Source organism: Mesorhizobium sp. M7A.F.Ca.US.008.03.1.1 (assembly GCF_003997495.1).
Lineage (GTDB): Bacteria > Pseudomonadota > Alphaproteobacteria > Rhizobiales > Rhizobiaceae > Mesorhizobium.
In genome coordinates this window covers 439632-464711 of sequence record NZ_RZRU01000003.1, presented here as the reverse complement: position 1 = coordinate 464711, position 25080 = coordinate 439632, and the positions used below count along the sequence as shown (strand labels likewise).

General features: G+C 63.9%; 20 protein-coding genes. 11 read left to right on the top strand and 9 right to left on the bottom strand.

From position 1 onward, the window contains the following. Window positions 1-390: 390 nt before the first annotated feature. Window positions 391-729: a hypothetical protein gene (locus EOA16_RS07720; RefSeq protein WP_127256852.1), complete on the top strand. Its 339-nt coding sequence runs from the start codon at window positions 391-393 to the stop codon at window positions 727-729. A gap of 33 nt (window positions 730-762) precedes the next feature. On the opposite strand, the gene EOA16_RS07715 is transcribed toward EOA16_RS07720, so the two are convergent. Genes EOA16_RS07715 through EOA16_RS07705 form a run of 3 tightly spaced genes read right to left on the bottom strand, consistent with a single transcriptional unit; the run spans window position 763 to window position 4530 of the window. Further along, the gene (locus tag EOA16_RS07715; protein WP_127256850.1) at window positions 763-1665 is read right to left on the bottom strand and encodes an alpha/beta hydrolase-fold protein; all 903 of its coding nucleotides are present in this window, start codon (window positions 1663-1665) and stop codon (window positions 763-765) included. A 23-nt stretch (window positions 1666-1688) separates the two neighbouring features. Beyond that, window positions 1689-3740, bottom strand: a complete 2052-nt coding sequence (fhuB, locus tag EOA16_RS07710; RefSeq protein WP_127256848.1) for a Fe(3+)-hydroxamate ABC transporter permease FhuB — start codon at window positions 3738-3740, stop codon at window positions 1689-1691. Beyond that, on the bottom strand, window positions 3733-4530 hold the full coding sequence (locus EOA16_RS07705) for an ABC transporter substrate-binding protein (RefSeq protein WP_245455875.1): 798 nt from the start codon (window positions 4528-4530) through the stop codon (window positions 3733-3735). Before EOA16_RS07705 ends, fhuB begins: the two co-directional genes overlap by 8 nt. 349 nt (window positions 4531-4879) lie before the next feature. Here EOA16_RS07705 and EOA16_RS07700 point away from each other — a divergent pair, with 349 nt between their 5' ends. The 3 genes from EOA16_RS07700 (at window position 4880) to EOA16_RS07690 (ending at window position 7829) form a co-directional block, all read left to right on the top strand. Beyond that, window positions 4880-7036, top strand: a complete 2157-nt coding sequence (locus tag EOA16_RS07700; RefSeq protein ID WP_164754148.1) for a TonB-dependent siderophore receptor — start codon at window positions 4880-4882, stop codon at window positions 7034-7036. A gap of 161 nt (window positions 7037-7197) precedes the next feature. Further along, window positions 7198-7395: a hypothetical protein gene (locus EOA16_RS07695; protein ID WP_127256844.1), complete on the top strand. Its 198-nt coding sequence runs from the start codon at window positions 7198-7200 to the stop codon at window positions 7393-7395. Between the two features lie 86 nt (window positions 7396-7481). After that, a complete protein-coding gene (locus EOA16_RS07690; protein WP_032808338.1) occupies window positions 7482-7829 on the top strand; it encodes a hypothetical protein in 348 nt (115 codons plus the stop codon). 86 nt (window positions 7830-7915) lie between these two features. Here the strand turns inward: EOA16_RS07690 and ggt are convergent, their stop codons facing one another. From ggt to EOA16_RS07675, 3 genes are all read right to left on the bottom strand, one after another. Further along, the gene (ggt, locus tag EOA16_RS07685; protein ID WP_127256842.1) at window positions 7916-9655 is read right to left on the bottom strand and encodes a gamma-glutamyltransferase; all 1740 of its coding nucleotides are present in this window, start codon (window positions 9653-9655) and stop codon (window positions 7916-7918) included. A 260-nt stretch (window positions 9656-9915) separates the two neighbouring features. Then, complete coding sequence (gene rhaI, locus EOA16_RS07680; protein WP_127256840.1) at window positions 9916-11253, bottom strand: L-rhamnose catabolism isomerase; 1338 nt, start codon at window positions 11251-11253, stop codon at window positions 9916-9918. Window positions 11254-11318: 65 nt separating this feature from the next. Continuing rightward, window positions 11319-13421: a bifunctional rhamnulose-1-phosphate aldolase/short-chain dehydrogenase gene (locus EOA16_RS07675; RefSeq protein ID WP_127256838.1), complete on the bottom strand. Its 2103-nt coding sequence runs from the start codon at window positions 13419-13421 to the stop codon at window positions 11319-11321. Between the two features lie 185 nt (window positions 13422-13606). Here EOA16_RS07675 and EOA16_RS07670 point away from each other — a divergent pair, with 185 nt between their 5' ends. The 7 genes from EOA16_RS07670 to EOA16_RS07640 all read left to right on the top strand — a co-directional run bounded on the left by EOA16_RS07670 (window position 13607) and on the right by EOA16_RS07640 (window position 20790). Next, window positions 13607-14416 (top strand): DeoR/GlpR family DNA-binding transcription regulator, encoded by an 810-nt coding sequence (locus tag EOA16_RS07670; protein ID WP_023813909.1) that lies wholly within the window; start codon window positions 13607-13609, stop codon window positions 14414-14416. Window positions 14417-14471: 55 nt separating this feature from the next. Next, window positions 14472-15467: a rhamnose ABC transporter substrate-binding protein gene (gene rhaS, locus EOA16_RS07665; protein WP_013533599.1), complete on the top strand. Its 996-nt coding sequence runs from the start codon at window positions 14472-14474 to the stop codon at window positions 15465-15467. A 113-nt stretch (window positions 15468-15580) separates the two neighbouring features. Continuing rightward, entirely contained in the window at window positions 15581-17137 is a 1557-nt protein-coding gene (locus EOA16_RS07660) for a sugar ABC transporter ATP-binding protein (RefSeq protein WP_164754146.1), read from the top strand. Further along, window positions 17134-18108, top strand: a complete 975-nt coding sequence (locus EOA16_RS07655) for an ABC transporter permease (RefSeq protein ID WP_127256836.1) — start codon at window positions 17134-17136, stop codon at window positions 18106-18108. The genes EOA16_RS07660 and EOA16_RS07655 overlap by 4 nt, the downstream gene beginning before the upstream one ends. Beyond that, entirely contained in the window at window positions 18105-19100 is a 996-nt protein-coding gene (locus EOA16_RS07650; protein WP_127256834.1) for an ABC transporter permease, read from the top strand. Before EOA16_RS07655 ends, EOA16_RS07650 begins: the two co-directional genes overlap by 4 nt. Next, window positions 19100-19417, top strand: coding sequence for an L-rhamnose mutarotase (rhaM, locus tag EOA16_RS07645; RefSeq protein ID WP_127256832.1), 318 nt, complete (start codon window positions 19100-19102; stop codon window positions 19415-19417). Before EOA16_RS07650 ends, rhaM begins: the two co-directional genes overlap by 1 nt. Beyond that, on the top strand, window positions 19414-20790 hold the full coding sequence (locus EOA16_RS07640; RefSeq protein ID WP_127256830.1) for an FGGY-family carbohydrate kinase: 1377 nt from the start codon (window positions 19414-19416) through the stop codon (window positions 20788-20790). Before rhaM ends, EOA16_RS07640 begins: the two co-directional genes overlap by 4 nt. Here the strand turns inward: EOA16_RS07640 and EOA16_RS07635 are convergent, their stop codons facing one another. The 3 genes from EOA16_RS07635 to galE all read right to left on the bottom strand — a co-directional run bounded on the left by EOA16_RS07635 (window position 20791) and on the right by galE (window position 24970). Next, complete coding sequence (locus EOA16_RS07635) at window positions 20791-22617, bottom strand: alanine racemase (RefSeq protein WP_127256828.1); 1827 nt, start codon at window positions 22615-22617, stop codon at window positions 20791-20793. 2 nt (window positions 22618-22619) lie between these two features. Further along, a complete protein-coding gene (locus EOA16_RS07630) occupies window positions 22620-23870 on the bottom strand; it encodes a D-amino acid dehydrogenase (protein ID WP_127256826.1) in 1251 nt (416 codons plus the stop codon). Between the two features lie 104 nt (window positions 23871-23974). Then, the gene (gene galE, locus EOA16_RS07625; protein WP_127256824.1) at window positions 23975-24970 is read right to left on the bottom strand and encodes a UDP-glucose 4-epimerase GalE; all 996 of its coding nucleotides are present in this window, start codon (window positions 24968-24970) and stop codon (window positions 23975-23977) included. Window positions 24971-25080 lie beyond the last annotated feature (110 nt).

Genomic DNA, 25080 nt, shown 5'->3' with positions numbered 1-25080 from the left:
CGGCATGCAGTTCGGAGCTCGCGCGCACGCCCGGGTGAGCATCAAGCCGCTCCGTCATCGCCCACATAAGTTCGTCGATGCGGGTCACCGTCTTCGGGTCCAGACGCCTTTGCTCGGCGGCCTTCTGGACTGCCTCAGCAAGCGGCTTGCGCCGGGCACCGATTGGCGGGATGTTATAGGAGGGCAACCGGGGGGCAAACCGGCACGCCGAGATCGATATGGCTGCTGGAAATGTCACGAGCTTGCTTCGTCTTTCTTGCCTTTCTTGCCTTTGTTGCCTTGCTGAGGCCGGTAGAGGCAGGCGAGTGGACGTCTCATCTGCTTGACCGCTCAAGCCTGGCAACCGCCTATTTTCGCCAAGCGGATCTTGTGACCGCATACGCGACCGCGATGGCGCGCTTCCGTCTGCAGCTCACAGGGCGTGCCGGCGAAAGCAACCTTGCGGTCCCTCTCGAACCCCTGCTTTTGCGGGCGGAATTCCGTGCGCGGACATGGCGCTCGGCGGACGGCAGCCTGTTGCAAGGCTTCGCCGGCAAGGGCGGCTTCCGGCTGACTATCGGGAACTGCCTGGCGCGCATCTGCGCTGCCAGAGAATGCAGCGATGCCGGTTGGCCGGTTTACGCCTGCAGCGACGGAGGCAAGCGCAAGATGTCCGTCACGGATTTTGTGACGGCAAACTTCGGCGGCGTCTCGTACCGCCGATTGAGCGCCTCCCCCTCACAGGAATGACAGCGCGAGGCGCCGACCGCCTTGCTGCAGCGTTCAGCAAAGGGCGGTATCCTTCTCCCTCACCGCAAACGCCGCCTGCACCGCACGATTGACGGTGACCGGCAGGATCGACATGTGGTTTTCGCCGGCATGCAGTTCGAAGCTTGCGCGCACGCCCGGGAGAGCATCAAGACGCTCCGCCATGGCTCGCGCGAATGCGTCGGTACGTGTCACCTTCTTCTGCTGCAGGCGCTTTTCCTCGTCCTCGGCACCAATCTGGAACGACGCCAGCTTGTCGGTCTCGTATTCGCCGGCCGACAGGATCATGGTCGTCGTCAGGCCATCGGGCACGGCGGCCTCGAACGCTTCGAGAAAGCGGTCGATGGCGCGGTCTTCCCAATAGATGGCGGGGCTCGCCGCGATCCAGGTCTGGAAGGAAGAAGGCCGCGTGAACAGGGCGTAGAGCGCAAACAGGCCACCGAAGGAATGGCCGTAAAGCGCCTGGCGGCTTGCATCGACCGCGACCCGACTGGCGACCCATGGCTTCAGCTCGTCCTCGATGAAGGCAAGGAATTCCCCTGCCCCACCGGTCCGCACTTCGGGCGTGCCCTCGTAGAAGGGCGGATAGGCCTTGCCCGGCGGCGGACCGAGGTCCCATGAGCGGCGCAGCGGGTCATAGGCGCCCTCGACGGGATAGCCGATGGCGACGATGACGCCCCAGCCGACATTGGTGCCCGTGGGATAGAAGGCCTGCGCGCGCATGGCGTCGACCGCCGTGCCGATGACGGCGTTACCGTCGGTCATGTAGAGGACCGGCCAGCCGGCCTCGGGCACCGGCCCGGACGGCACATGCAGGAATATCCGCCAGGGGGCGCCGCCCTGCGCCGGGACAAAGTCGTGGACCGTCGTGTCGGCGATCAAGGCTGGCATCGCGTTGGACATGGATATCTTGGACATGGATATCTCCAGGGGCAAAACGGTCAGCGGCGGCGCAGCAGCCACATCAGCACCGGGCCGCCGATGAGCGTGGCGACGAGACCGGCCGGGATCTGGCGCGGGAAGATGGCGGTGCGGCCCACCCAGTCGGCGGCGACCATGATCAGCGCGCCGGCGAGCACCGCGCCAATGGCCTGCGGCAGCGCACGGGAGAGGCCAAGGCGACGGGCTAGGTGCGGCGCCATGAGGCCGATGAAGGTCAGCGGACCGACGATCAGCGTCGAGGCAGCGGTGAGTGCCGCGACCACCAGCAGCACGAGAAGCCGCGTCCTCTTCAGGTCAATGCCCAGGCCTTGAACGGCGGCGGAGCCGAGCGGCAGGATGTCGAGCCAGCGCATGAAGAAAGGCGCGAGCGCGAAGAGGCAGACGGCAATGCCGCCGGTCAAAAGGGCGGCGCCGACATCGACGCCATAGGTCGAACCGGTCAGCCAGTTGAGCAGCAGCATGGCACGCGGATCGCCGGTGGCGGTGAGCACCAGGATCAGCGCGTCGAACAAGGCCGTCAGGGCAACGCCGGCGAGCAGCAGCCGCTCCGGCGCATAGGCGGCACGGCGGCCGATCGCCAGAGTCACCAGCAAAGCGGCGAAGGCGCCTATGGTTGCCGCCGCCGTCTGAACCGGGCGTCCGGCATCGACGAGCGCAAACAGCGCCACCATCATGCCGAGCGCGGCACCGGCGCTGATGCCAAGCACCTCGGGGCTGGCCATCGGATTGCCGGTCAGCCGCTGCATCATCAGCCCGGCAAGCGCCAGCATGGCGCCGGCACTCAGCGCGGCAAGCACGCGAGGCCACCGCCACGACAGCAAAGGCTGCAGCTCGTCGCCGAAGGCGAAGGTCCAGCCATGCGGACCCGGTCCATAGAGCAGGGCCAACCCGAGCAGCAGAAGCAGAGCCAGGCCGATCGCCCCCAGCGCGAGGCCGGGCCGGCGTGCGCGCGGCAGGCGTTCTGAACCGAGTGCCGGGGCTTCCGAACCAAGGGCAAGACGCGGCAGCAGCCAGAGCAGCAGCGGCGCGCCGAGAAGTGCTGTGATCGCTCCAGTCGGCAGCAGGTCGCCTTGCGGTCCGGTGGTGATCTGCACAGCTTGGTCGGCGGCCCACAGCAATGCGCCGCCAATGAGCGGCGCCATCACCAGCTGCTGGCCCAGCCGGCGGGCGCCGCCGATACGCGCAAGGGTGGCCGCGGCCAGGCCGACGAAACCGATGACGCCGACAGCGGCAACGACGAAGGCGATCAGGGCGACGGCCGCCGCCAACCCCGCGAAGCGATAGGCGCCGAGCGGCACGCCAAGGCTGCGCGCGCCTTCGTCGTCGAGGCCAAGCAGGGTCAGCGGCCGCACCATGAGGAAGATCGCAAGCGCCGCTGCGCCGATGCGTGGCAAAAGCCACAGCGTCGTCGACCAGTCCTGCTGGCCGAGCGAACCGGCGCCCCAGATGAACAGGCTGGCCAGCCATTCATGCCGCAGCACAATGAGAGCGGCACCGATGGCTCCGGCATAGAGGCTGACCACAAGCCCCGCCAGCACAACGGAAAGCGGCGACAGGCCCTTATGCCAGGACAGAGCGAAGACGGCGGCAAGAGCCATGAATGCGCCGGCCAGCGCCACCCATTCGCGGCCGAAGGCAAGCAGGGACGGCGACAAAAGCGTCGCCAGCGCCAGCGCCAGGTAGGCGCCGGCCGAGACGCCGACCGTTTCGGGCGAGGCCAACGGGTTGCGCAGAACCTGTTGCAGGACGGTTCCGGCAAGCCCGAGCGCCGCACCGCACAGAAGGCTGACGGCAAGCCTGGGCAGGAAGGCGTAGTGGACGAGCACCTGCCGCATGTCATCGATGTCGGGGGCGGCGAGCGATTGGAGCCAGAGCGCCGATGACAGCTGCACGGTGAGGTTTGAGACGGTTGCCGCTGCCGCCGCCGCGAGCAGCATCGCGCAAAGCAGGATCGCGCCTACCGGCTGATTGCTGAAAAAGCGCCACGCGGAGGCCCGGCCGGCAGATGCATGCTTCCCCCCTTGGGCAATGGCCGCAGCATCATCAGCCACGGGCGGCCTCCACGGTCATCGCCGACGCCAGGACCCGGGCAAAACGGGTGGCGGACGGAAGGGCGCCGAACATATGGACGGCGGGAAGGCGCATGATCGAGCGGTTGCGCACGAAAGGCATGGCGTTCCAGACCGGGCTTTCGGTCAGCGTGCCGCCCGCGCCCTCGGGCAAGGGTTCGAGATAGGCGAGGCGCGCGTCGCTGGATGTCGCCAGCCCGTCGATACCGACGGTCGAAAACCCCCAATAATTGGTCTCGGCCGTCCAGGCATTGCTGAGCCCGATGCGGTCGAACACCTCCTGAAACAGGCTTTTTGCGCCATAGACGCGCACATTGCGCGGGTCCATGAAGCTGACGACATAGATCGGCCGCGCCGAAAGCGGCACCAGTTGCCGGCGAACTTCCGAAAGATATGCATCTGTCGCCGCGATCAGCGCTTCGCCTTCGCTTTCCTTGCCGACAAGCCCGGCAAGCTGGCGCGTCGCCTCGAGCGCGCGCTGATAGGGCTGTCCGGCTTCGGTATAGAGCCCGATCGTCGTCACCGGCGCCACGCGTTCGAGCAGCGGCTTGATGCCGTCGAGATACGGCATGGACAGGATGACGTCGGGCCTGAGCTGCTGCAGCAATTCGAGATTGGGTTCGAGCAGCGTGCCGACATCGGCGATCTCAGGCGGCAGCGGCGGTTCGACCACCCAGGTCTCCCAGATGTCGCGACCGGCAATGGCAACCGGGCTGACACCTAGCATGAGCAAGGTCTCGGCCAGGCCGTCATCCAGGCAGACGATGCGCAACGGTTTCGCCGTGGCAGATGGCGATGCAACTGCGGCGAAGGGCAGAACGAAAAGCCCCAGCGCGCAGCGCCGGGTGATCCGACCGCGGAGACGGTCAGCCCTGTGGGATTCAAGGGCTGCCATCACCGCGCAGCGCCTGTGCGGAAAGCCGGCAGGGCGTGGATTTCAGGCACGGGTTTTCTCCAACGCGACGCGGTACAAAAATCTGGCTGCCGGCAGCCGATGGCTGGTTGACTATGAAACATGACTTTAATAGTCAACATTGAAGATGATTAAACGAGTCAACAATTTGAAATTAGCGCAGGGCAGGACGGCCCTGCGTGCTTTGCAACCAGTGAGGGGTATCGAGATGAGGTCGAGTGCAAATCGTGCGGAGGGTCGGCGAAACCGGACCCTTCTCGTCGCATCGCTTTCGACCCTGCTTTGCACCCAGGCCTTTGCGCAGGAAGCCACGACCGAACTCAACCCGATCAATGTCGAGGGACAGAGCGACAGCCCGGTCGGACCGGATGACGGCTACATCGCCAAAAACCCCACCACCGGCTCGAAAACCGACACGCCGCTGAAGGAAATTCCGCGCTCGATTTCGGTGGTGACCCGCAAGCAGCTCGACGATCGCCAGCCAGGGCAGCTTGAGGACGCCTTGTCCTATCTCGCCGGCGTCACCATCTCGCCATGGGGCGTCGACGATCGCTTCGACCAATGCCTGATTCGTGGGTTCGACCTCTGCACGTCGGCGATCTATCGCGACGGGCTGCCGCAGAAAGTGATCGATTTCTCAGGCTTCAAGATCGAGCCCTACGGGCTGGAGCGAATCGAAGTGTTGAAGGGGCCATCCTCGGTGCTCTACGGCGAGAACGAGGCTGGCGGCATGGTCAATGCCGTCACCAAGCGGCCGACGGACAAGCCGATCTATGACGGCTTCCTCAGCTATGGCAGCTTTAACACGGTCGAGGCCGGGCTGGATATAGGCGGCCCGATCGACGATGCCGGCGTGTGGTCCTACCGGCTGACCGGCCTGGTTCGCAACGGCGAGCTCGAAACCGACTATTCCCGCAACGACCGCATCTTCGTCGCGCCGGCGCTCAAGTGGCAGCCGGATGCGCAGACCTCGCTGACAATCCTGGCCAACTACCAGTGGGACAGGCTGACGACGAACCAATTTCTGCCGGCGCAGTATGGCAATCTGCCGCGCAATTTCTTCACCGGCTCGCCCGACTTCGACCGCTTCGACGCCAACCATGGTTCGATCGGCTACCAGTTCAGCCATGAGTTCGACGACCATTGGACGGTGCGGCAGAACCTGCGCTTCTCGCAACAGGACACCGACTACCGGCAGCTCTACTATGGCGAGTGGCTTGGCGGCCCGGACATGATCGACGACCATACGATGTCGCGCACCCTGTTCACGGTGGACGAGACTGCAAGGCTGTTCAACGTCGACAACCAGGCCGAATACAAGGCTGACATCGGCGTGGTCGAAAATAAGCTGCTGTTCGGTCTCGACTACAGCAGGCAGTCGGTCGACGGACGCAACGGCTACGGCGAGGGTCCGCCGCTGGACACCCAAAACCCGGACTATTCGATCCCGGTCACGCCGCCGAGCCTCATCATTACGGATCGCGTGGAGACGATCGGCCAGGTCGGTCTCTATGCACAAAACCAGTCCAAGATCGCCGACCATTGGGTCCTGACCCTCGGCGGCCGGCAGGCCTGGATCGACCACACCAATTTCGACCGGCTCGACGGTGCAGGCAGCTACGATCAGAAGGACCATGCCTTCACCGGCAATATTGGCATCGGCTATCTCTTCGACAACGGCCTGACGCCCTATGCCAGCTATGCCGAATCCTTCACCACCAATATCGGCCCGACCCAGTCCGGAGACGCGCTGCTGCCTTCGTTGGGCAAGCAGTACGAAGTCGGCTTGAAATACGAGCCGACCTTCTTCCCCTTCCCCGGCTTCATCACCGCTTCGCTGTTCGACCTGCGCAAGACCAATGTGCCGACGGCGGCAGCCAATCCCGTCTACCAGGTCCAGACCGGAGAAGTCCGCCATCGTGGCCTGGAGATCGAGGCCAACGCCGATCTGGCTTCCGGCCTCAGCATGACGGCGGCCTACACCTATCTCGACGCGGAGATAACCAGCGATGCCGCCGCCGTCATCGGCAACCGCCCGGCCAGGGTGCCGGAACATCAGGCATCGCTGTGGGCCAATTACGAGGTCGGCAGCGGCGTGCTCGAGGGCCTGAGTGTCGGCGCCGGCGTGCGCTATATCGGCGCCAGCTTCGGCGACAATGCCAACACCGTGGACGTGCCCGGCCACACGCTGGTCGACGCGGCCCTGCGCTACAAGAAGAATGGCTGGCAGGCGGCGCTCAATGTCTCCAACCTGTTCGACAAGACCTACTATTCGACTTGCTATGAGGCCGGCAGCAATGCCGACCTCAGCTGCATCTATGGCGAAGGTCGCGTCATCAAGGGCAGCCTCAGCATGAAGTTCTGACGCAGGCCGCTCGGCTGCCCCGATCGGCGGTGGTCCGGCATGCATCGAACGGCCGCCTGGAGCGCGCCACATGAACCCGTGACGATGCGACGCGTCCAGGGCCGCGATCGGGCGCGACCCTGTTCTCCATCGGCTTGGCGGCAAGGCGATTCGGCCCCGCCATGGCGCTGTGCGAGGTCAAGCTCACCGAAATCGCTGCCCGCGAAGCGAAATCCACGTCGCGCATCATTTTTCCTCCACGAATGCATTCCAGGATGGATGGTCCCACGCCCGCCATCGGGCAGACGCGCTCTGGATTTGGATTGCCTGAAAAGGCAACGAATCAAAAAACCGGCGGCGGCCGTCGCCAGAAGGTGTAGAAGACCGTACCAAACGCATTGAAGGGAGTGCGATCGGGTTGCGCTCGGCAAGGCTTGATGGTTTGTTGCCGCTATACGGAGAATGAATGATGCGAGAGCCTGCCGGTCAAGACGAATATGGGTCGACGAACCCTTTCGATCCGGACGACCTGCCAACCTTGAACGCAATCGGCCCGAGCATGGGAAGCGGCAATGATTTCGAGAGATATGCCGTTGCCGTGATCATCGTGTTCGGTGCGCTGATCATCGGCGGGCTGATGGCCGCATCGATGGTCTTCGGGCACCGCAACGGCTTCCTCTTCGCGCTTGGCGGCGCCACGTCCGCCTGGATATCCGGGAACGCGCTGCTGCTCGATCGGCCGCGCATCTATGCGCTGTTCGTCGGCATTGCCGCCTTGATGCTGGTTGCGTCCACCCTCACGCTGGTCTTGTGACGGTCAAATCGGTGTGAGCCGATCCAGTTGAGCAGCGGGCGATCAACCCGAATCGCCACGCTGCACCAAGCCTTTCCTCCGAGCTATCAGTATCCGAGCGCCTCGCCGGAGGCCGCGCGGCTGTCGATGGCGCCGTTGTAGCGCGCGCCGCCGCCTTTCTCGATTTCCGCCAGGCTCTTGCCGCCGACCAGGATGCCGGCCGCCTGACCCCAGGTCTGGTCAGCGAGATCGAGGTGATATCCCATGCCGGCCAGCAGCTTTTCTGTGTCCGGCGACAGGCCGAACGGCTCGACATAAACCGTGTCGGGCAGCCATTGATGGTGGATGCGGGGCGCGTCGATCGCCTCCTGGATGTTCATGCCGTGGTCGATGACATTGACGATCGCTTCCAGCGTGATGGTGATGATGCGCGAACCGCCTGGGCTGCCTATGACCATGAACGGTTTGCCGTCCTTGGCCACCACGGTAGGGCTCATCGATGACAGCGGGGTCTTCTTCGGCTGGATGGCATTGGCCTCGCCCTGGACCAGGCCATAGAGGTTGGGCACGCCGGGCTTCTGGGTGAAATCGTCCATTTCGTTGTTGAGCAAGATGCCGGTGCCGTCGGCGACGACGCCGGCGCCGAAGGACCCGTTCAACGTATAGGTGACAGCGACCGCATTGCCTTCATCGTCGATGATCGAATAATGCGTCGTCTCCTTGCTCTCGCCAAAGCCCTTCGGCGTCAGGTCCTGCGACACGCCGGCCCGGAACGGATCGATTTTGTCGCGGATGTCCTTGGCATAGGCCTTATCAAGCAATTTCGAGACCGGATTGTCGACGAAATCGGGATCGCCGAGCGCGGAATTGCGGTCGACATAGGCGTAGCGCATCGCCTCGACCATGACGTGGACCGTCTCGGCCGAACCGGCACCGAGGTAGGATAAGGGATAGCCCTCCAGAACGTTGAGGATTTCGCAGATGATGACCCCGCCGGAGCTGGGCGGCGGCGAGGAGGTGATCTCGTAGCCGCGATAGGTGCAGGTCACGGGCTTGAGCTCACGCACCGCATATTGCTCGAAATCCGGTTTGGCGAGAATGCCGCCCTTGGCGCCGCTCGCCTTGACGATGGCATCGGCGATGGCGCCTTTGTAGAAGGCATCCGTACCCTTTTCGGAAATGGCGGCGAGCGAGGCCGCAAGGTCGGGCTGGATCAGCCGCTCGCCGATGCCATAAGGCTTGCCGTCAGGTTTGAGGAATATGGCGGCGGCCGCAGGGTCCTTTGCCAGCCTGTCGGCACTACCGGCAAAAGAAGCGGCATCGCCCTGATTGAGGATGAAGCCGTCCCTGGCATAGCCGATTGCCGGCGCCATCAGATCCTGGCGGGACAATTTGCCGTATTTTTCGCGGGCCATCTCCAGACCGGCCACCGAACCCGGCACGCCGACCGCGAGATAGCCGTCGAGACTCGCCCCCTTCACCGGGTTGCCGTCCTTGTCGAGATACATGGTTTTTGTCGCCGCCAGCGGCGCCCGTTCGCGGAAATCGAGGAAGGTCGATTTGCCGTCCTGGAAGCGTATGGTCATGAAGCCGCCGCCGCCGATATTGCCGGCATTGGGGTAGACGACGGCGAGTGCATAGCCGACGGCAACCGCCGCATCGACAGCATTGCCGCCCTTTTTCAACACCTCGATGCCCACTTCGGACGCCAGATGCTGAGCCGTCACCACCATGCCGTGCTCGCCCTTGGCCGGCGCGGGCGAGGCGGCGAAAGTCAACCGTAGTGGCGCAAGCGCAAAGGTGACGGAGAGGCTGACGGCGATGAGGGTTCGACGGTTGAGAGGCATGGCGGTTCTCCGGGCGGGGGACGCCTAGAAGACCGTGTTGGACGGATCGAGTCCACTAACAATTAAAGGAGCGTGAGAAAGAGCCTCCCTCACCTCACCTCACCTCACCTGGATCGCCAACCGAATTGCGAAGAGCAATCCGGGGCAATCCGACCTCTCCCCGAGGGGAGAGGAGGTCACCAGCGCTGAAACCCGCCTCTTCTCCCCTCGGGGAGAAGGTGGCCGCGAAGCGGCCGGATGAGGGGGACCGGCTCGGCCTGTCACACGATCCCGCCGCTGCCGCCGGCGACGGCCGGGCGTTCCGCGGCGACCTCGGCGCGGTAGCCTGCTGCCCGGTAGGCGGCGACGGGGTCGATGGCGCCGCCGGTCTTGAGCCGCGCCATCGCCAGGATCGGCTCGACATCGGTGCGATAGGCGGCCTTCAGCGTCTGCGTCGCCATCAGCGCGTCGTTCAAGTCCTGAAACCCTTCCAGCGCCTTGCGGTCGACAAGCAGCGCCTGCGCATAGGCGCGCTGCACCTCGACCGCCGACAGCATCAGGCTTTCGATCGGGTCGGTCACATTATGGCTCTGGTCGAGCATATGGGCCGGGTCAAAACCGTCGGCGCCGGAAAGCTCGGCATCGACCAGTTCGTTGAAGACGAGGAACAGCCGGTAGGGGTCGATCGAACCGGCATCGAGGTCGTCGTCGCCATATTTCGAATCGTTGAAGTGGAAGCCGCCAAGTTTTTTGAACTGGATCAGCCGCGAGACGATCATCTCGATGTTGACGTTGGGCGCATGGTGGCCGAGGTCGACGAGACAGAACGCCTTATCACCCAGTTCCTGCGCGATCATGTAGTTGGTGCCCCAGTCCTGCACGACGGTGGAATAGAAGGCCGGCTCGTACATCTTGTGCTCGGAAAACAGCTTCCAGTCGGCGGGCAGCCCGGCATAGATCTCCTTCATAGCGTCCAGATAGCGCTCGAACGCCTTGGCGAAATTGACCTGGCCGGGAAAGTTCGAGCCGTCGCCGATCCACACCGTCAATGCCTTGGAACCGAGCGTCTTGCCGATCTCGATGCATTCGAGATTGTGCTCGACCGCTTGCCGGCGCGTGCCGGCGTCGGCATGCGACAGCGAGCCGAATTTGTAGGAGAGCTTCTGGTCCCTGGCGTCGGAAAAGGTGTTGGAATTCATGGCGTCGAAGCCGAGGCCGAAGCGCGAGGCCGCCTGCTTCAGCCGGTTCGGGTCGGCCTTGTCCCACGGGATGTGCAGGGAAACGGTCGGCGTCGCCTGCGTTAATTGCTTGATGACGGCGCAGTCCTCGATCTTGTCGAAGATGTCGCGCGGCTCGCCGGCGCCGGGAAAGCGGGCAAAGCGTGTACCGCCAGTGCCGACGCCCCAGGAGGGGATCGCCACGGCGAATTTCTCGACCTTGTCGCGGATGGCGTCGATGGCGATGCCGCGACGGTCGAGGCGCTCGCCCAGCGAGGCGTAGTCGCGCTCGAGATTGGCCTTGCGCGTGGCGTTGTGGCTGGCGACGAGGTCGGCTGAGATGATGGTTTCGGACAAACTGCTATTCCTCCCAAAATGCGTTCCGTCAGCGCTGCCCCTCATCCGGCCCTGCGGGCCACCTTCTCCCCGTATAGTGACGGGGAGAAGGGAAGCGCTTCGAGGTTAGCTCAGCGCGTAAAGCTCTGGGCGTTGCCCGCGTCGACATTGATGATGTTGCCGGTCGACTTGGCCGACATGTCGGACGCCAGGAAATAGATCGCCTCTGCGATGTCTTCCGGAAAGACCGAGCGCTTCAGCATCGAACGCGAGCGATAGTGCTCCTCCAGATCGTCGGTCGACATCTTGTAGGCGGCGGCGCGCTGTTCCTTCCACTCGCCGGTCCAGATCTTCGAGCCGCGCAGGACCGCGTCCGGGTTGACGACATTGACCCTGATCTGGGCTTCCGCGCCCTCCAGCGCCAGGCAGCGGGCGAGATGAATCTCGGCGGCCTTGGCGGTGCAATAGGCGGCGGCGTTGGGCGATGCGGCAAGGCCGTTCTTGGAGGCGACGAAGACGACGTTGCCGCCGATCTTCTGCACCCGGAACAGCCGGAACGCTTCCCTGGAGACCAGGAAATAGCCGGTCGACAGGATATCCATGTTCTTGTTCCACAGCGCCAGCGTCGTCTCCTCGATCGGCGCCGAGGAGGCCAGCCCTGCGTTCGACACCAGAATATCGATGCCGCCGAACTCGACCGCCGTCTCTGCAAAGCCCGAAATGACCTGATCCTCCGAGGTAACGTTGATCAATACCGGGCGGACGAAATCCTTGCCGTAGACTTTCGCCAGTTCGTCATTGGCGCTGGCCAGCGCTGTTTCATCGATGTCGGCCAGCACGACGCAGGCGCCTTCGCGCAGCAGGCGGTTGGCCGTGGCGCGGCCGATGCCGCCGGCGCCGCCGGTAACCAGCGCGATCTGGCCGGCGAGTGCCTTCGGCTTCGGCATGCGCTGCAACTTGAGGTCCTCGAGCAGCCAGTACTCGATGTCGAAGGCTTCCTGTGCGGGCAGGCCGACATAGGACGAGACGGTCGAGGCGCCGCGCATGACGTTGATGGCATTGACATAGAACTCACCCGAAATGCGCGCCGTCGCCTTGTCGCCGGCGAAGGTGAACATGCCGACGCCGGGCATCAGGTAGACGACGGCGTTGGGATCGCGGATGGCGGGCGAGTCCGGATGCTTGCAGCTGTCGTAATAGGCCTGGTAGCCAACGCGATATTCGGCGATGTCGTCGGCGAGACGCGTGATGACGGCATCGACATCGGGCTTTGCCGGATCGAACTCGATGACCAGCGGACGGATCTTGGTGCGCAGGAAATGGTCGGGGCACGAGGTGCCGAGTGCCGCCAGCGGGCGCAGATTCCTGGAGTTGACGAATTCGAGCACGGCGGCGGAATCGTCGAAATGGCCTGTTTTGTGGCTTTTTTCCGAGATCAGGCCGCGAATCCTCGGCATCAGTTTGGCCGCGATGGCACGGCGCTCAGCGGCGTCGAGCGACTTGACCGCTTCACCGCCGAAGATAGCGACACCCTCGGAGCGGCGCTCGAACCATTCGGTCGCCTGGTTGATCACCGAGATCGTCGTCTCGTAGCATTCCCGAGGGGTGTCGCCCCAAGTGAACAGGCCGTGGCTTTCCAGGATGACACCCTTGGCAGCCGGGTGTTCGAGGCAGAATTTCTCAAGCCACAGGCCAAGTTCGAAGCCCGGACGCTTCCACGGCAGCCAGCCGATGGCGTCGCCGAAGATTTCTTTCGTCAGCGCCTTCGAATCCTTCGCGGCGGCAATGGCGATGATGGCATCGGGATGCATGTGGTCGACAAAAGGCTTCGGCACGTAGGCATGCAGCGGCGTGTCGATAGAGGCCGCGCGCGGATTGAGGTTGAAGGTGCAGTGCGGCAGGAAGCCGACCATTTCATCTTCGTGCTCGACGCCGCGATAGAGGCCTTTAAGCGCGCGCAGCTTGTCCATGTAGAGCGTGGCAAAGCCGTCCAGCTTGATCGAGGCGCTGTCGCCGCCCGATCCCTTGATCCACAGCACTTCGACATCCTCGCCGGTGAGCGGGTCTCTCTGCCAGATTTTCGACGACGTGTTGCCGCCGCCATAGTTGGTGACGCGCTTGTCGGAGCCAAGTGTGTTCGAGCGGTAGACCAGAAGTTCCGGCCCGCTCATGGCGTGAGCCTTGGCCTCGTCCCACAGATTGGCGAGGCGCGCGCCGGTGCGCTTGTCGAGCATAAGAAATCCTCCCGAAGGCACGCAAAAGGCGCGGCCATTTGCCCCCGAATTTCCACGGAAGCGGTCGGCTTGTCAATCACAAACGATCAATATCGATCATATTGCACTGCACAATGAAATTATATGATCGGAAATGATTGACACTGCGCGTTTTGGGTGCCTAGATGCTCAGGCAGGGAGGAACCATGCACGAAAAAGAGCGCCACAGGATCATTCTGTCCGCCGTCCAGGAAAAGCCTGTGGTGACGGTGCAGGAGATGGTCGACCTGACGGAGTCCTCCGAGGCGACGATCCGGCGCGATATCGCGGCTCTCCATGTCCAGAAGCGCCTGCGCCGCGTGCGCGGCGGAGCCGAGGCAATCTCGCCGCCGCAGTTCATCGGGCTGGCCGGCCGGCCCTTTTCCGTCAACGAAACCATCAACGCCTCGCAGAAGCGGGCAATTGCGCGTGAAGCGGTCGAGCTCTGCAAGGACGGCGAACCGATCATCATCAATGGCGGCACCACCACCTTCCAGATGGTGCATTTCCTGACCGGCCGCCGCATGCCGATCTTCACCAATTCGTTCCCGATCGCCGAGCACCTGCTCAAGCACTCCAAGAACACGGTGATGCTGTCGGGCGGCACCATCTACCGCGAGCAGAACATTATCCTGTCGCCCTTCGACAATGACGTGACGCGCAATTTCTATGCGCGCCGCATGTTCATGGGCGCGCAGGGGCTTGGGCCGCTCGGCCTGATGGAGGGCGATCCGCTTTTGATCCAGGCGGAGCAGAAACTGATCGACCAGGCCGACGAGCTGGTGGTGCTGGTCGATTCCTCGAAATTCCGCAAACGCTCCAGCCTGATCCTGTGCGGCCTGTCGCGCATCGCCACCGTCATTACTGATGACGGCATCGAGGATCGCGAAGCCAAGATGCTGGAGACCGCCGGCGTGACGCTGATCGTCGCCCGGACATCCGCAACCAACAAGGAAGAATCTTCACTGCAGGCGTGAGACACCCTCACGCCCGCAGCGACGATGGAATGCAACGCTCAAGGGAGGAAATTCGATGAGCTTCTTGAAGAAATTGATGGTGACGGCGGCCTTTTCAGCCGCCATGTTCGTAAATGCCGCCTATGCCGAAAACGTCAAGATCGCACTGGTGGTGAAGTCGCTCGGCAACGGCTTCTTCGATGCCGCCAACAAGGGCGCCGAAGAGGCGGCCAAGGAACTCGGCGACGTCGACATCATCTACACCGGCCCGACCAAGGCGACCGCCGAAGCCCAGATCGAAGTGGTCAATTCGCTGATCGCGCAGAAAGTCAACGCCATCGCCATTTCGGCCAACGACGCCGACGCTCTGGTGCCTGTGCTGAAGAAGGCCATGGAACGCGGCATCACCGTCATCTCGTGGGATTCGGGCGTCGCCAAGGAAGGCCGCCAGCTTCACCTCAACCCGTCCGATACCGGCCTGATCGGTGAGACCATCATCAAGCTTGCCGCCGACCACCTGCCGGAAGGCGGCGAGGTCGCCATCCTGTCGGCCTCCTCGACCGCGACCAACCAGAACGCCTGGATCGACGCGGCCAAGAAGATCCTGCCGGAGAAGTTCCCCAAGATCAAACTCGTCGCCACCGTCTATGGCGATGACGACTCTGCCAAGAGCACCGACGAAGCCAAGGGGCTGTTGAAGTCCTATCCGAACCTCAAGGCGATCATCGCGCCGACCACCGTCGGCGTCGTCGCCGCCGCCCAGGTCGTCACCGACGAGAACTTGATCGGCAAGGTCAATGTCACCGGTCTCGCACTGCCGTCCGAGTTCAAGAAGTTCATCGACAACGGTTCCAGCCAGGCGGTTGCGCTGTGGAATCCGATCGACCTCGGCTACTCGGCCGTCTACCTCGCCCATGATCTGGCGGTGAAGAAGGAAGAGGCAAAGCCCGGCGCCACGCTGTCGATCGGCCGCGTCGGCAAGGTCACGCTTGACGACACCAACTCGGCTGCGATGGCTCCGCCCTTCCAGTTCGACAAGTCGAACATCGAGAAGTTCTCCAAGATCTATTGATCTGGGGCGCTTGCACCCTCCCCCTTGTGGGGAGGGTCGGCGAGGCGGTCTTGCGAAGCAAAACCGGCGAGACGGGGTGGGGTGGCGACATCTCCACGCACCAGGACCTTGATATGCTAGACAACCCCCACCCCGCTCACGATGTTCGTGACCCTCCCCACAAGGGGGAGGGTGAGGCGGCTCCACGCCTGACGCTGTCCGGCATCTCCAAGAGCTTTCCCGGCGTGCGCGCGCTGCACGATGTGAGCCTGTCGCTCTATCCGGGGCAGGTGACGGCGTTGATCGGCGAAAATGGCGCCGGCAAGTCGACGCTGGTCAAGATCATGACCGGCATCTACCAGCCCGACGGGGGCACCATCAGCATCGACGGCCAGGCCATCACCCTGCCCAGTGCGCATGCCGCCTTCGGCCATGGCGTCACGGCCATCCACCAGGAAACCGTGCTGTTCGACGATCTGAGCGTCGCCGAAAACATCTTTCTCGGCCACGCGCCCCGCACGCGTTTCGGCACCATCGACTGGCGCACGATGCGCAAGAATGCGCGCGAAGTGCTCGACACCATGCATGCCGGCCATATCGACGCCGACGCGCGGTTGAAGGACCTCGGCATCGCCAACAAGCATCTGGTCGCCGTTGCGCGCGCCATGTCGATCGACGCGCAGATCGTCATCATGGACGAGCCGACCGCCGCGCTTTCGATGAAGGAGATCGAGGAGCTCTTTTTGCTGATCGAGTTCCTGAAGAGCGATGGCAAGGCGATCCTGTTCATCAGCCACAAGTTCGACGAGATCTACCGTATCGCCGACCGCTACACGGTGTTCCGCGATGGCGAGATGGTCGGCGAAGGCCTGATCAGGGACGCCGGCCAGAGCCAGATCGTGCGCCTGATGGTTGGCCGCGCGGTCGATCACATCTTCCCGCAGCGCAAGGCCGAGATCGGCGCGCCGGTGCTCTCCGTTTCCGGCCTGTCGCATCCGACCGAATTCAACGACATCGGCTTCGAACTGCACAAGGGCGAGATCCTCGGCTTCTACGGCCTTGTCGGCGCCGGCCGCAGCGAGGTGATGCAGGCGATATCGGGCATCACCCGCACATCAGCCGGCACGATCACGCTGGAAGGCAAGACGCTCGCGCCGAAATCGGCTGCGGATTCGATCGATGCCGGCATCGTCTACGTGCCCGAAGAACGCGGCAAGCAGGGCGTTGTGATCGGCCTGCCTATCTTCCAGAACGTCTCGCTGCCTTCGCTCAAGCGCACCTCGAAGTCCGGCCTGCTGCGGCTGTCGGAGGAGTTCGATTTGGCCCGCTCCTACACCGAGCGGCTCGACCTCAGGGCCTCCTCGCTCAGCCAGGACGTCGGCACGCTGTCGGGCGGCAACCAGCAGAAGATCGTCATCGCCAAATGGCTGGCGACGTCGCCTAAGGTGATCATCCTCGACGAGCCGACCAAGGGCATCGACATCGGCTCGAAGGCCGCCGTGCACGGCTTCATGGCCGAGTTGGTGGCACAAGGCCTGTCGGTGATCATGGTGTCGTCCGAGCTGCCCGAAATCCTCGGCATGTCCGACCGCGTCGTGGTCATGCGCGAGGGGCTTGTCGCGGCGGTCTACGACAACAAGGGGCTGGACGCCGAGACGCTGGTTCGGACGGCAGCGGGGATCGTGGCATGAAAGCTTTCCTCAAATACCGTGAAATCTGGCTGTTGGCGGCCATCGTCCTGCTGATCGGCCTGATCTCGACGCGCTTCCCGGCCTTTGCCGACCCCGGCAATCTGCGTCAGGTGTTCAACGACACCTCGATCCTGATGATCCTGGCGCTTGGCCAGATGGTGGTCATCCTGACCCGGTCGATCGATCTGTCGATGGCGTCCAACCTCTGCTTCACCGGCATGGTGGTGGCGATGCTGAACGCCGCGCATCCGGCAATCCCGATCCCGCTGCTGATCGTCATCGCGCTGGCCGTAGGGCTGATGCTCGGCGCCATCAACGGCCTGCTGGTCTGGCGGCTGAACATCCCCTCGATCGTGGTGACTTTGGGCACGCTGACCATCTATCGCGGCGCCACCTTCGTCCTGTCCGGCGGCGCCTGGGTCAATGCCGACAAGATGAGCCCGGACTTCATCGGCTTCCAGCGCGCCGCCTTCCTCGGCATTCCGGTGCTGTCGTGGATCGCCATCCTGGTCATCGCGCTGTTCTTTGTCCTGATGACGCGCACCGCGCTCGGCCGCTCGATCTATGCCATCGGCGTCAATCCGACGGCGTCGGTCTATGCCGGCATCGATGTCGGCCGGACGAAATTCATCGTCTTCTGCATCTCCGGCATGATCGGCGGCCTATCGGGCTATCTCTGGATCTCGCGCTATGTGATCGCGTCGGTCGAGGTCGCCAATGGCTATGAGCTCAACATCATTGCTGCCTGCGTTATCGGCGGCATCTCTATCGCCGGCGGCATCGGCTCGGTCGGCGGCGCGGTGCTCGGCGCACTGTTCCTCGGTATCATCTCCAACGCGCTTCCGGTCATCAACATCTCGCCCTTCTGGCAGATGGCGATTTCGGGCAGCGCCATCATCCTGGCCGTCGTGCTCAACGCGCGCGGCGAACGCCAGCAAGGCCGCATCATCCTCAGAAAGGTGGAGGCGTGACCGACATCCCTGCCCCGCGCCATATTCCCGACCGGCTCGACAAGCCGCTTCGTTCGGCGATCTTTTCCTGGGAAGCGCTGCTGGTCGTGGTGGCCGTGGCGATCTTCGCCATCAACAGCTTCGCATCGCCCTATTTCCTCGACCCGTATTCGCTGTCCGATCTGACCTTCAATTTCACCGAGAAGGGTCTGATCGCCTTCGCCATGGCGCTGCTGATCATCTCGGGCGAGATCGATCTGTCGGTGGCCGCCATCATCGCGCTTGCGTCGACCATGATGGGCATGGCGGTGCAGGCCGGCGCAGGCACGCCGGCGCTGGTGGCGATCGGCATCGTCGTCGGGCTCGGCTGCGGCGCCTTCAACGGTCTGCTGGTGACAAGGCTCGGCCTGCCTTCCATCGTCGTCACCATCGGCACGATGAGCCTGTTTCGCGGCATCGCCTTCATCATCCTCGGCGACCAGGCCTACAAGGGCTATCCCTCAAGCTTCGCCTTCTTCGGCCAGGGCTATGTCTGGTGGGTGGTGTCGTTCGAGCTGGTGCTCTTCCTGATCGCGGCCATCGTCTACTGGTTCTTGCTGCACCGTACGAGTTTCGGCCGACGCGTCTTCGCCATCGGCAACAACCCGATAGCTGCGCAGTTTTCCGGCGTGCGCGTCGGTCGCACCAAGTTCATCCTGTTCTGCCTGACCGGGCTGATGTCGGGCATCGCCTCGGTGCTGATCACCTCGCGGCTCGGTTCGACCCGGCCCTCGATCGCACAGGGCTACGAGCTCGAAGTCATCACCATGGTGGTGCTCGGCGGCGTCAGCATTCTCGGCGGTGCAGGCAGCATATTGGGCGTCGTGCTCGCCGCCTTCATCATGGGGCTGGTGACCTTTGGCCTCGGCCTGCTCAACGTGCCCGGCATCGTCATGTCGATCTTCATCGGCCTGCTGCTGATCATCGTCATTGCCTTGCCGATCGTCTGGCGGCGGCTGCGCGGAGGGCGCTGATGCCGCAGAAATACGCGTTCAAGATGAAGCTGAAGCCCGGCATGAAGGCCGAGTACAAGAAGCGCCATGACGAGATCTGGCCGTCACTGGTATCGCTGCTGAAGCAGGCCGGCATCTCCGATTACTCCATCCATCTCGACGAGGAGACCGATGTCCTGTTCGGCGTGCTGTGGCGGCGAGACGACCACGGCATGGACGAATTGCCCGGGCATTCGGTGATGCAGCGCTGGTGGGCTGAAATGGCCGACATCATGGAAACCAGACCGGACAACGAGCCCGTGGCCGTGCCGCTGGAAACAATGTTCCACATGGCATGAGTGCGATGCGCCATATCGCCGTCATCGACATCGGCAAGACCAACGCCAAGGTGGCGCTGGTCGACCTCGCTACGTTGAGCGAGGTGGCGCTGCGCCGCATGGCCAATGCGCCGGTGCGACAGGCTCCCTACCCGCACCACGATGTCGAGGCCTTGTGGGCATTCATCCTCGAAAGCCTTGCCGGCCTCAACCGCGAACAGCGCATCGACGCCATTTCGATCACCACCCACGGCGCGACGGGCGTGCTGGTCAATGCTTCGGGTGAACTGGTGCTACCTGTGCTCGACTATGAGTTCGATGGCCCTGACAGGCTGGCAGCGGATTATGAAGCGATCCGCCCGCCCTTTTACGAGACCGGCACGCCGCGCCTGCCGCTCGGCCTCAATCTCGGAGCGCAATTTTTCTGGCAACAGAAAAGCTTCCCGGCGGAATTCGCCAGGGCCGCCGCGATGCTGATGTACCCGCAATACTGGGCCTTGCGCCTGACCGGCATCGCTGCCAACGAGGTCACTTCGCTCGGCTGCCACACCGATCTGTGGAACCCGTGGACGGCGGATTTTTCATCGTTGGTCGACGGCCTGGAATGGCGCGGCCTGATGGCGCCGGTGCGGCCGGCCAGGGATCGTCTCGGCCCTATCCTGCCCATCGTTGCGGTGCGAACCGGACTGGATCCGCAAACGCCGGTGTTCTGTGGCCTGCATGATTCCAACGCCTCGCTGCTGCCGCATCTGCTGTCCGACAAGCCGCCTTTCTCCGTCGTCTCGACCGGTACCTGGGTGGTGTCGATGGCGGTCGGCGGCAAACAGATTGCGCTGGATGCAGCGCGCGACACGCTGGTCAATGTCAATGCACTCGGTAATCCCGTTCCCTCGGCGCGCTTCATGGGCGGCCGCGAGTTTTCCGTGCTGACAAAGGACCAGCCGGAGCAGTGGACCGAGGATGATGTCGGCGCCGTGCTGGCGCGAAAGATGCTGCTACTGCCATCGACCCAGCAAGGCTCGGGGCCGTTCCCGCACCATGCCGCAGCATGGCTCAACGCCGTCGACTTGAACAGCGGCCAGCGCTTTGCCGCCATCTCTTTCTATCTGGCGCTGATGACGGCGACCTGCCTCGACCTGATCGGCGCCGATGGCCCGACCACGGTCGAAGGGCCCTTTGCCCGCAACCGGCTCTTTGTCGGCATGCTGGCGGCAGCCACGGCGCGCGCCGTCGTTGCGTCCGAGGCCGCTACCGGCACCAGCATCGGCGCCGCGCTGCTGGCATCCGATCAGCCGGCGACGCACGGCAAGGGCGAAAGAATAGAACTGCCTGTAGACCCGGCCTGGGTCGACTATGTCAGCGCATGGCGCGCGGCAGTGGAAGTGCAGGGCTGATTACAAGATCCGCTTGCCGAAAGCCGACATGACAAAATTGACCGCGTCGGTGCCGATCCGTGGCTCCAGATCAGCGGTCAGACCCGAAACATCCATCGACAGCAGCCCGCCGGAAAGCGCGATCGCCTCCATCGCCTGATGCGTCTCGCGCACGGTCAGCCCACCGGAGCCCGCGGCCCAGCCGGCGAATTCGGTCGCGGTCGGCGAGTAGCTGACATGAAAGCCTTGCGTACCCGAGGTGGCGATGCGGATCGCTTCATGCATCAGGTCGCGCATGCCCATGGCATCGATGTCGGTCATGGTGAAGGCCGCAACGCGCGAATCCTTCAGCACGCGTGCTTCAGCCGGGTCGGCGTGGCGCAGGCCGACGATGACGACATTTTCCGGCGACAGCTGCGGTTGCAGCGCACCCGCTTTGTGATCGAGGCCAAGCGCACGCGCCAACACCGATATTTCCGGCAGGTCGATCCCCTCCTCGTCCTCGGGCATTAGGGCGGCGATGGAATCGATCCAGATCAGGCCGAAGGAATGTGTCGCGCGCGCCGTTGCGGTCAGCGCCTTATGGGCGATGCGGCGGTCGGCGCCGGCGGTCAGCCGGATCAGCCCCGATGGCGGCCGCTCGACATCGGCCAGCTCGACGACGTCGAAATTCATCGCTTCCAATCGCGCGCCGGTGCCTTCCCGAGCCAGGATGCCGGCAGCCCCTTGCTCGGCCGTGATCTGCACCATCTTGCGGCCGGAAAAGTCCTCGACGTCGTGCATCGGGGCCTTCTCGACATATTCCGAGGTCATCGCCAAAAGCATGGCGCCATAGCTCATGCGGAAGGCGACGCGGTCGCCGACTGCCGGCGGCGGATCGGCATCGGCGACATCGAGCAGCAGATGGTCGCTGGAGGCGCCGAGCACCCTTATCCCTTTTGCGATCGGCATCAGCCCCTCGACCAGCACGTCCTCACGGCCGATATTGGCGATGGCGCGCAGCCTGTCGCCTTCGTCGGGGAAGACCGGCTGGTTGCCGAAGGCGTCGTAGCCGGATTGGCCGATCGGCCGTGACGGCTTGAGCTTGACCTCGATGATGTCGCTGGTCAGCCGGCAGGCATCGGGTTCGAGCTCCGCCAATGGCGTGTCGCGGAAGGTCTCGACGCCGCCTTGCAGGATCGCCTCGCCGACACGCAGATTGTTGATACCGGCCGGCAGTCTGCCTTCGAGCAGCAGCGGCAGCGACGACGAGGCGCCGCCGGAGATCACGTCGAGGCTTTTGCCGGACAGACGCTCGGTCTTGTAGGCATGGGCGACGAGCTGGCCGAGATTTTCCGGCGTCGGCATGATGGCGCCGAAGCAGCCGAGATTGGTGCCGATACCGGCAATGCGCACGCCCTTGAACTGCAAGATCTGCTCGACCGTGGGGATCAGGTCATTGGGCCAGATGCCCTCGCGGAGATCGCCGAGGTCGATCATCAGCATGATGTCGTGGACCCGGCCCATGCGCTCGGCGATGCGCGAAATCTCGCGGATGGTGGCGAGTTCCGACTGCAGGCTGATGTCGACGGTGCGCACCACCTCCTCGACACGCGCCATCGGCGGGCTGCGCAACAGCATGATCGGCGCATTGATGCCGCTGTCGCGCAGCCGGCGGATGTTCTCGAAGCGCGATTCGGCGATGCCGGCGACGCCGCCGCGCAGCATGGCGCGCGCCACTTGCGGCATGCCGCATGTGCCCTTGGTGACGCCGAACACCTTGATGCCCGAGAGCGCGCAGCGCTCGACGATGGTGCGCGCATTGCGCTCGATGCGGCCAAGGTCGATGGCGACTTGCGGTCCCGACATCTCTAGCCCCCGTAAACCAGCCCCTGCGGGTCGATCTCCGTCTTGCGGCCGGCGACAAGATCGGCAAGGAATTTGCCGGAGCCGCAGGCCATGGTCCAGCCGACATGGCCGTGGCCGGTGTCGAGATAGAGATTCTCATAGCGCGCCTGGCCGATGACCGGCACCGAGTTCGGCATCATCGGCCGCAGGCCTGCCCACAGCTCGGCCTTGTTCTCGTCGAAGGCACCGGGGAACAGATCCTTGCCGGTCCTGAACATGGCGGCGAAGTCGCTTGGCTTGTGGCTGCGGTCGAAGCCGGTGAATTCGGCGGTCGAGGCGAGCCGCAGCCGGTTGCCAAGCCTGGAATAGGCGATCAGTTGGTCCTCGTCGGCGCCGCCCATGGTCGGGCCCTTGCTCTCGTCCTCCAAAGGAAGCGTCGCGGTATAACCCTTCACAGGATAGACTGGCAGATCGATGCCGTAGCGACGGCCGAGCAAGCCGCTTTCCGGCCCCATCGAGATGACTACGGCATCACCAGTGACCGGTCCGGCCGAAGTCATCACCGCGCGCACCCGGGCGCCTTCGATGTCGAGACCCTCGACCGTCGTGCCATAGAGAAATTTTACGCCGAGCTTTTCGGCAGCGTACGCGGCAAGCTTTTCCACGAACTGCCGGGAATCGCCGGTCTGGTCGATCGGCGAATAGACGCCGCCGGCGATCTTTTCCTTCACCCCGGCAAGACCGGGTTCAAGCTCGACCAGCCGCTCGCGGCCGACGATCTCGATCGGCAGGCCGTGTTCGGCCAGATAGCGATAATTGTCGGTGCCGGTGTCGAGACTGTGCTGCGAGCGGAAGAAATAGAGGATGCCCTTCTTGCGCTCGTCATAATGAATGCCTGAAACGGCGGAGATGGCGTTGATGCAGTCGCGCGAATAGAGCGCCAGGCGCAGCTTGACCCGGCTGTTGGCGCGCAAGCGATCTTTCGTGCATTGGCGCAGGAAGCGCAGGCTCCAGGCGAGGAAATAAGGATCGAAGCGCAGCCTGACCTTGATACCGAGATCGTGGTTGTAAAGCGCGCGAAGGAATGTCTTCAGCGCCGCCGGCGAAGCCCAGGCGGTGGCGTCTCCAGGCGAGACCAGGCCGGCATTCGACCGGCTGGTGCCGCGCGCCGGTGCCGGATGGCGCTCGATCACGGTGACCTCGTGGCCGTCGCTGGCCAGATAATAGGCGGCCGCCGTACCGACGACACCGGCCCCGAGCACCGTTATCTTCATGCCATCCCCAAAAGCTCCTCGCGGCGCAGCGCCTCCACGCCGTGCCGCGAATGCCTTCAATAGCGCTTCACTGCCCGTCTTGCGAGCCCTTGGGAGAACCCGGCTCAGCCGCGCGCGGAGTTCTTGCCGGTCAGGATGCGCTCCCAGGCGAGCGCGTCGGCGACGATCTGGTCGAGATCGTCGCGTTGCGGGGTCCAGCCGAGTTCGGCGCGGGCGAGATCCGAATTGGCGACAACCGCCGCGGCATCGCCAGGGCGACGGTCGCCCATCTTCACCTCGAAATCATGGCCGAAAGCGCGGCGCACGCTGTCGATGACCTCGAGCACCGAATAGCCATGGCTGTAGCCGCAATTGGCGATGAGGCTTTGTCCCCCGGCGCGCAGCCGCTGCAGGGCAAGGCGATGTGCCGCCGCCAGGTCGCTGACATGGATGTAGTCGCGCATGCAGGTGCCGTCCGGCGTCGGATAATCGGTGCCGAACACCTGCATGAACGGCCGCTTGCCGAGTGCCGTCTCGCAGGCGACCTTGATCAGATGGGTGGCGCCCGGCGTCGACTGGCCGGTGCGGCCCTTCGGGTCGGCTCCGGCGACGTTGAAGTAGCGCAGCGCGGTATAGCGCAGGCCATGCGCGATCGACGCGTCGCGCAGCATCCACTCGCTCATCAGCTTGGACAGGCCATAGGGCGATTCCGGCGCCAGGCGGGCATCCTCACGCACCGGCTCCAGCCCGGCGCCGCCATAGACGGCGGCGGTCGATGAAAAGATGAAATTGGGCACGCCTTCGCGCACCGCGGTTTCGATCAGCGTGCGCGTCTTCGAGGTGTTGTTCTCATAGTAGCTGAGCGGGTCGGCGACCGATTCCGGAACCACGATCGAGCCGGCGAAATGAATGATCGCGTCGACCTTGTTCTCCCTGATGACCCCGCCGACCAATTCCCTGTCGGCGACATCGCCCACCACCAGCCTTGCCTCCGGCGCCACCGCCCATTCGAAACCGGTGGAAAGGCGATCGAGGACGACCACACTCTCGCCGGCATCAAGCAACTCCCAGACCATATGGCTGCCGATGTAACCGGCGCCGCCTGTAACCAAAACCGTCATCCGCGTCCTCGCTTATCCAAGATTTATCGGAAACTGTCTCAACCCCCGCTCTACTGGAAAGCCCGCCGCATGACTATTGGAACCCGTGGTAACCGGCATCGCCGGCTGGT

Excerpts from the sequence above, each read along its gene's own strand:
- EOA16_RS07675 (WP_127256838.1), bottom strand. The coding sequence starts at position 13,421 with ATGCTCGACAAGCGCACCGGCGCGCGCCTCGCCAATCTGTGGGACGAG.
- rhaI (WP_127256840.1), bottom strand. The coding sequence starts at position 11,253 with ATGAGGGGCAGCGCTGACGGAACGCATTTTGGGAGGAATAGCAGTTTG.
- EOA16_RS07640 (WP_127256830.1), top strand. The coding sequence starts at position 19,414 with ATGAGTGCGATGCGCCATATCGCCGTCATCGACATCGGCAAGACCAAC.
- EOA16_RS07635 (WP_127256828.1), bottom strand. The coding sequence starts at position 22,617 with ATGTCGGGACCGCAAGTCGCCATCGACCTTGGCCGCATCGAGCGCAAT.
- rhaM (WP_127256832.1), top strand. The coding sequence starts at position 19,100 with ATGCCGCAGAAATACGCGTTCAAGATGAAGCTGAAGCCCGGCATGAAG.
- EOA16_RS07630 (WP_127256826.1), bottom strand. The coding sequence starts at position 23,870 with ATGAAGATAACGGTGCTCGGGGCCGGTGTCGTCGGTACGGCGGCCGCC.
- EOA16_RS07715 (WP_127256850.1), bottom strand. The coding sequence starts at position 1,665 with ATGTCCAAGATATCCATGTCCAACGCGATGCCAGCCTTGATCGCCGAC.
- EOA16_RS07720 (WP_127256852.1), top strand. The coding sequence starts at position 391 with ATGGCGCGCTTCCGTCTGCAGCTCACAGGGCGTGCCGGCGAAAGCAAC.
- EOA16_RS07670 (WP_023813909.1), top strand. The coding sequence starts at position 13,607 with ATGCACGAAAAAGAGCGCCACAGGATCATTCTGTCCGCCGTCCAGGAA.
- galE (WP_127256824.1), bottom strand. The coding sequence starts at position 24,970 with ATGACGGTTTTGGTTACAGGCGGCGCCGGTTACATCGGCAGCCATATG.
- rhaS (WP_013533599.1), top strand. The coding sequence starts at position 14,472 with ATGAGCTTCTTGAAGAAATTGATGGTGACGGCGGCCTTTTCAGCCGCC.
- EOA16_RS07695 (WP_127256844.1), top strand. The coding sequence starts at position 7,198 with ATGGCGCTGTGCGAGGTCAAGCTCACCGAAATCGCTGCCCGCGAAGCG.
- EOA16_RS07660 (WP_164754146.1), top strand. The coding sequence starts at position 15,581 with ATGCTAGACAACCCCCACCCCGCTCACGATGTTCGTGACCCTCCCCAC.
- EOA16_RS07700 (WP_164754148.1), top strand. The coding sequence starts at position 4,880 with ATGAGGTCGAGTGCAAATCGTGCGGAGGGTCGGCGAAACCGGACCCTT.
- EOA16_RS07690 (WP_032808338.1), top strand. The coding sequence starts at position 7,482 with ATGATGCGAGAGCCTGCCGGTCAAGACGAATATGGGTCGACGAACCCT.
- EOA16_RS07655 (WP_127256836.1), top strand. The coding sequence starts at position 17,134 with ATGAAAGCTTTCCTCAAATACCGTGAAATCTGGCTGTTGGCGGCCATC.
- ggt (WP_127256842.1), bottom strand. The coding sequence starts at position 9,655 with ATGCCTCTCAACCGTCGAACCCTCATCGCCGTCAGCCTCTCCGTCACC.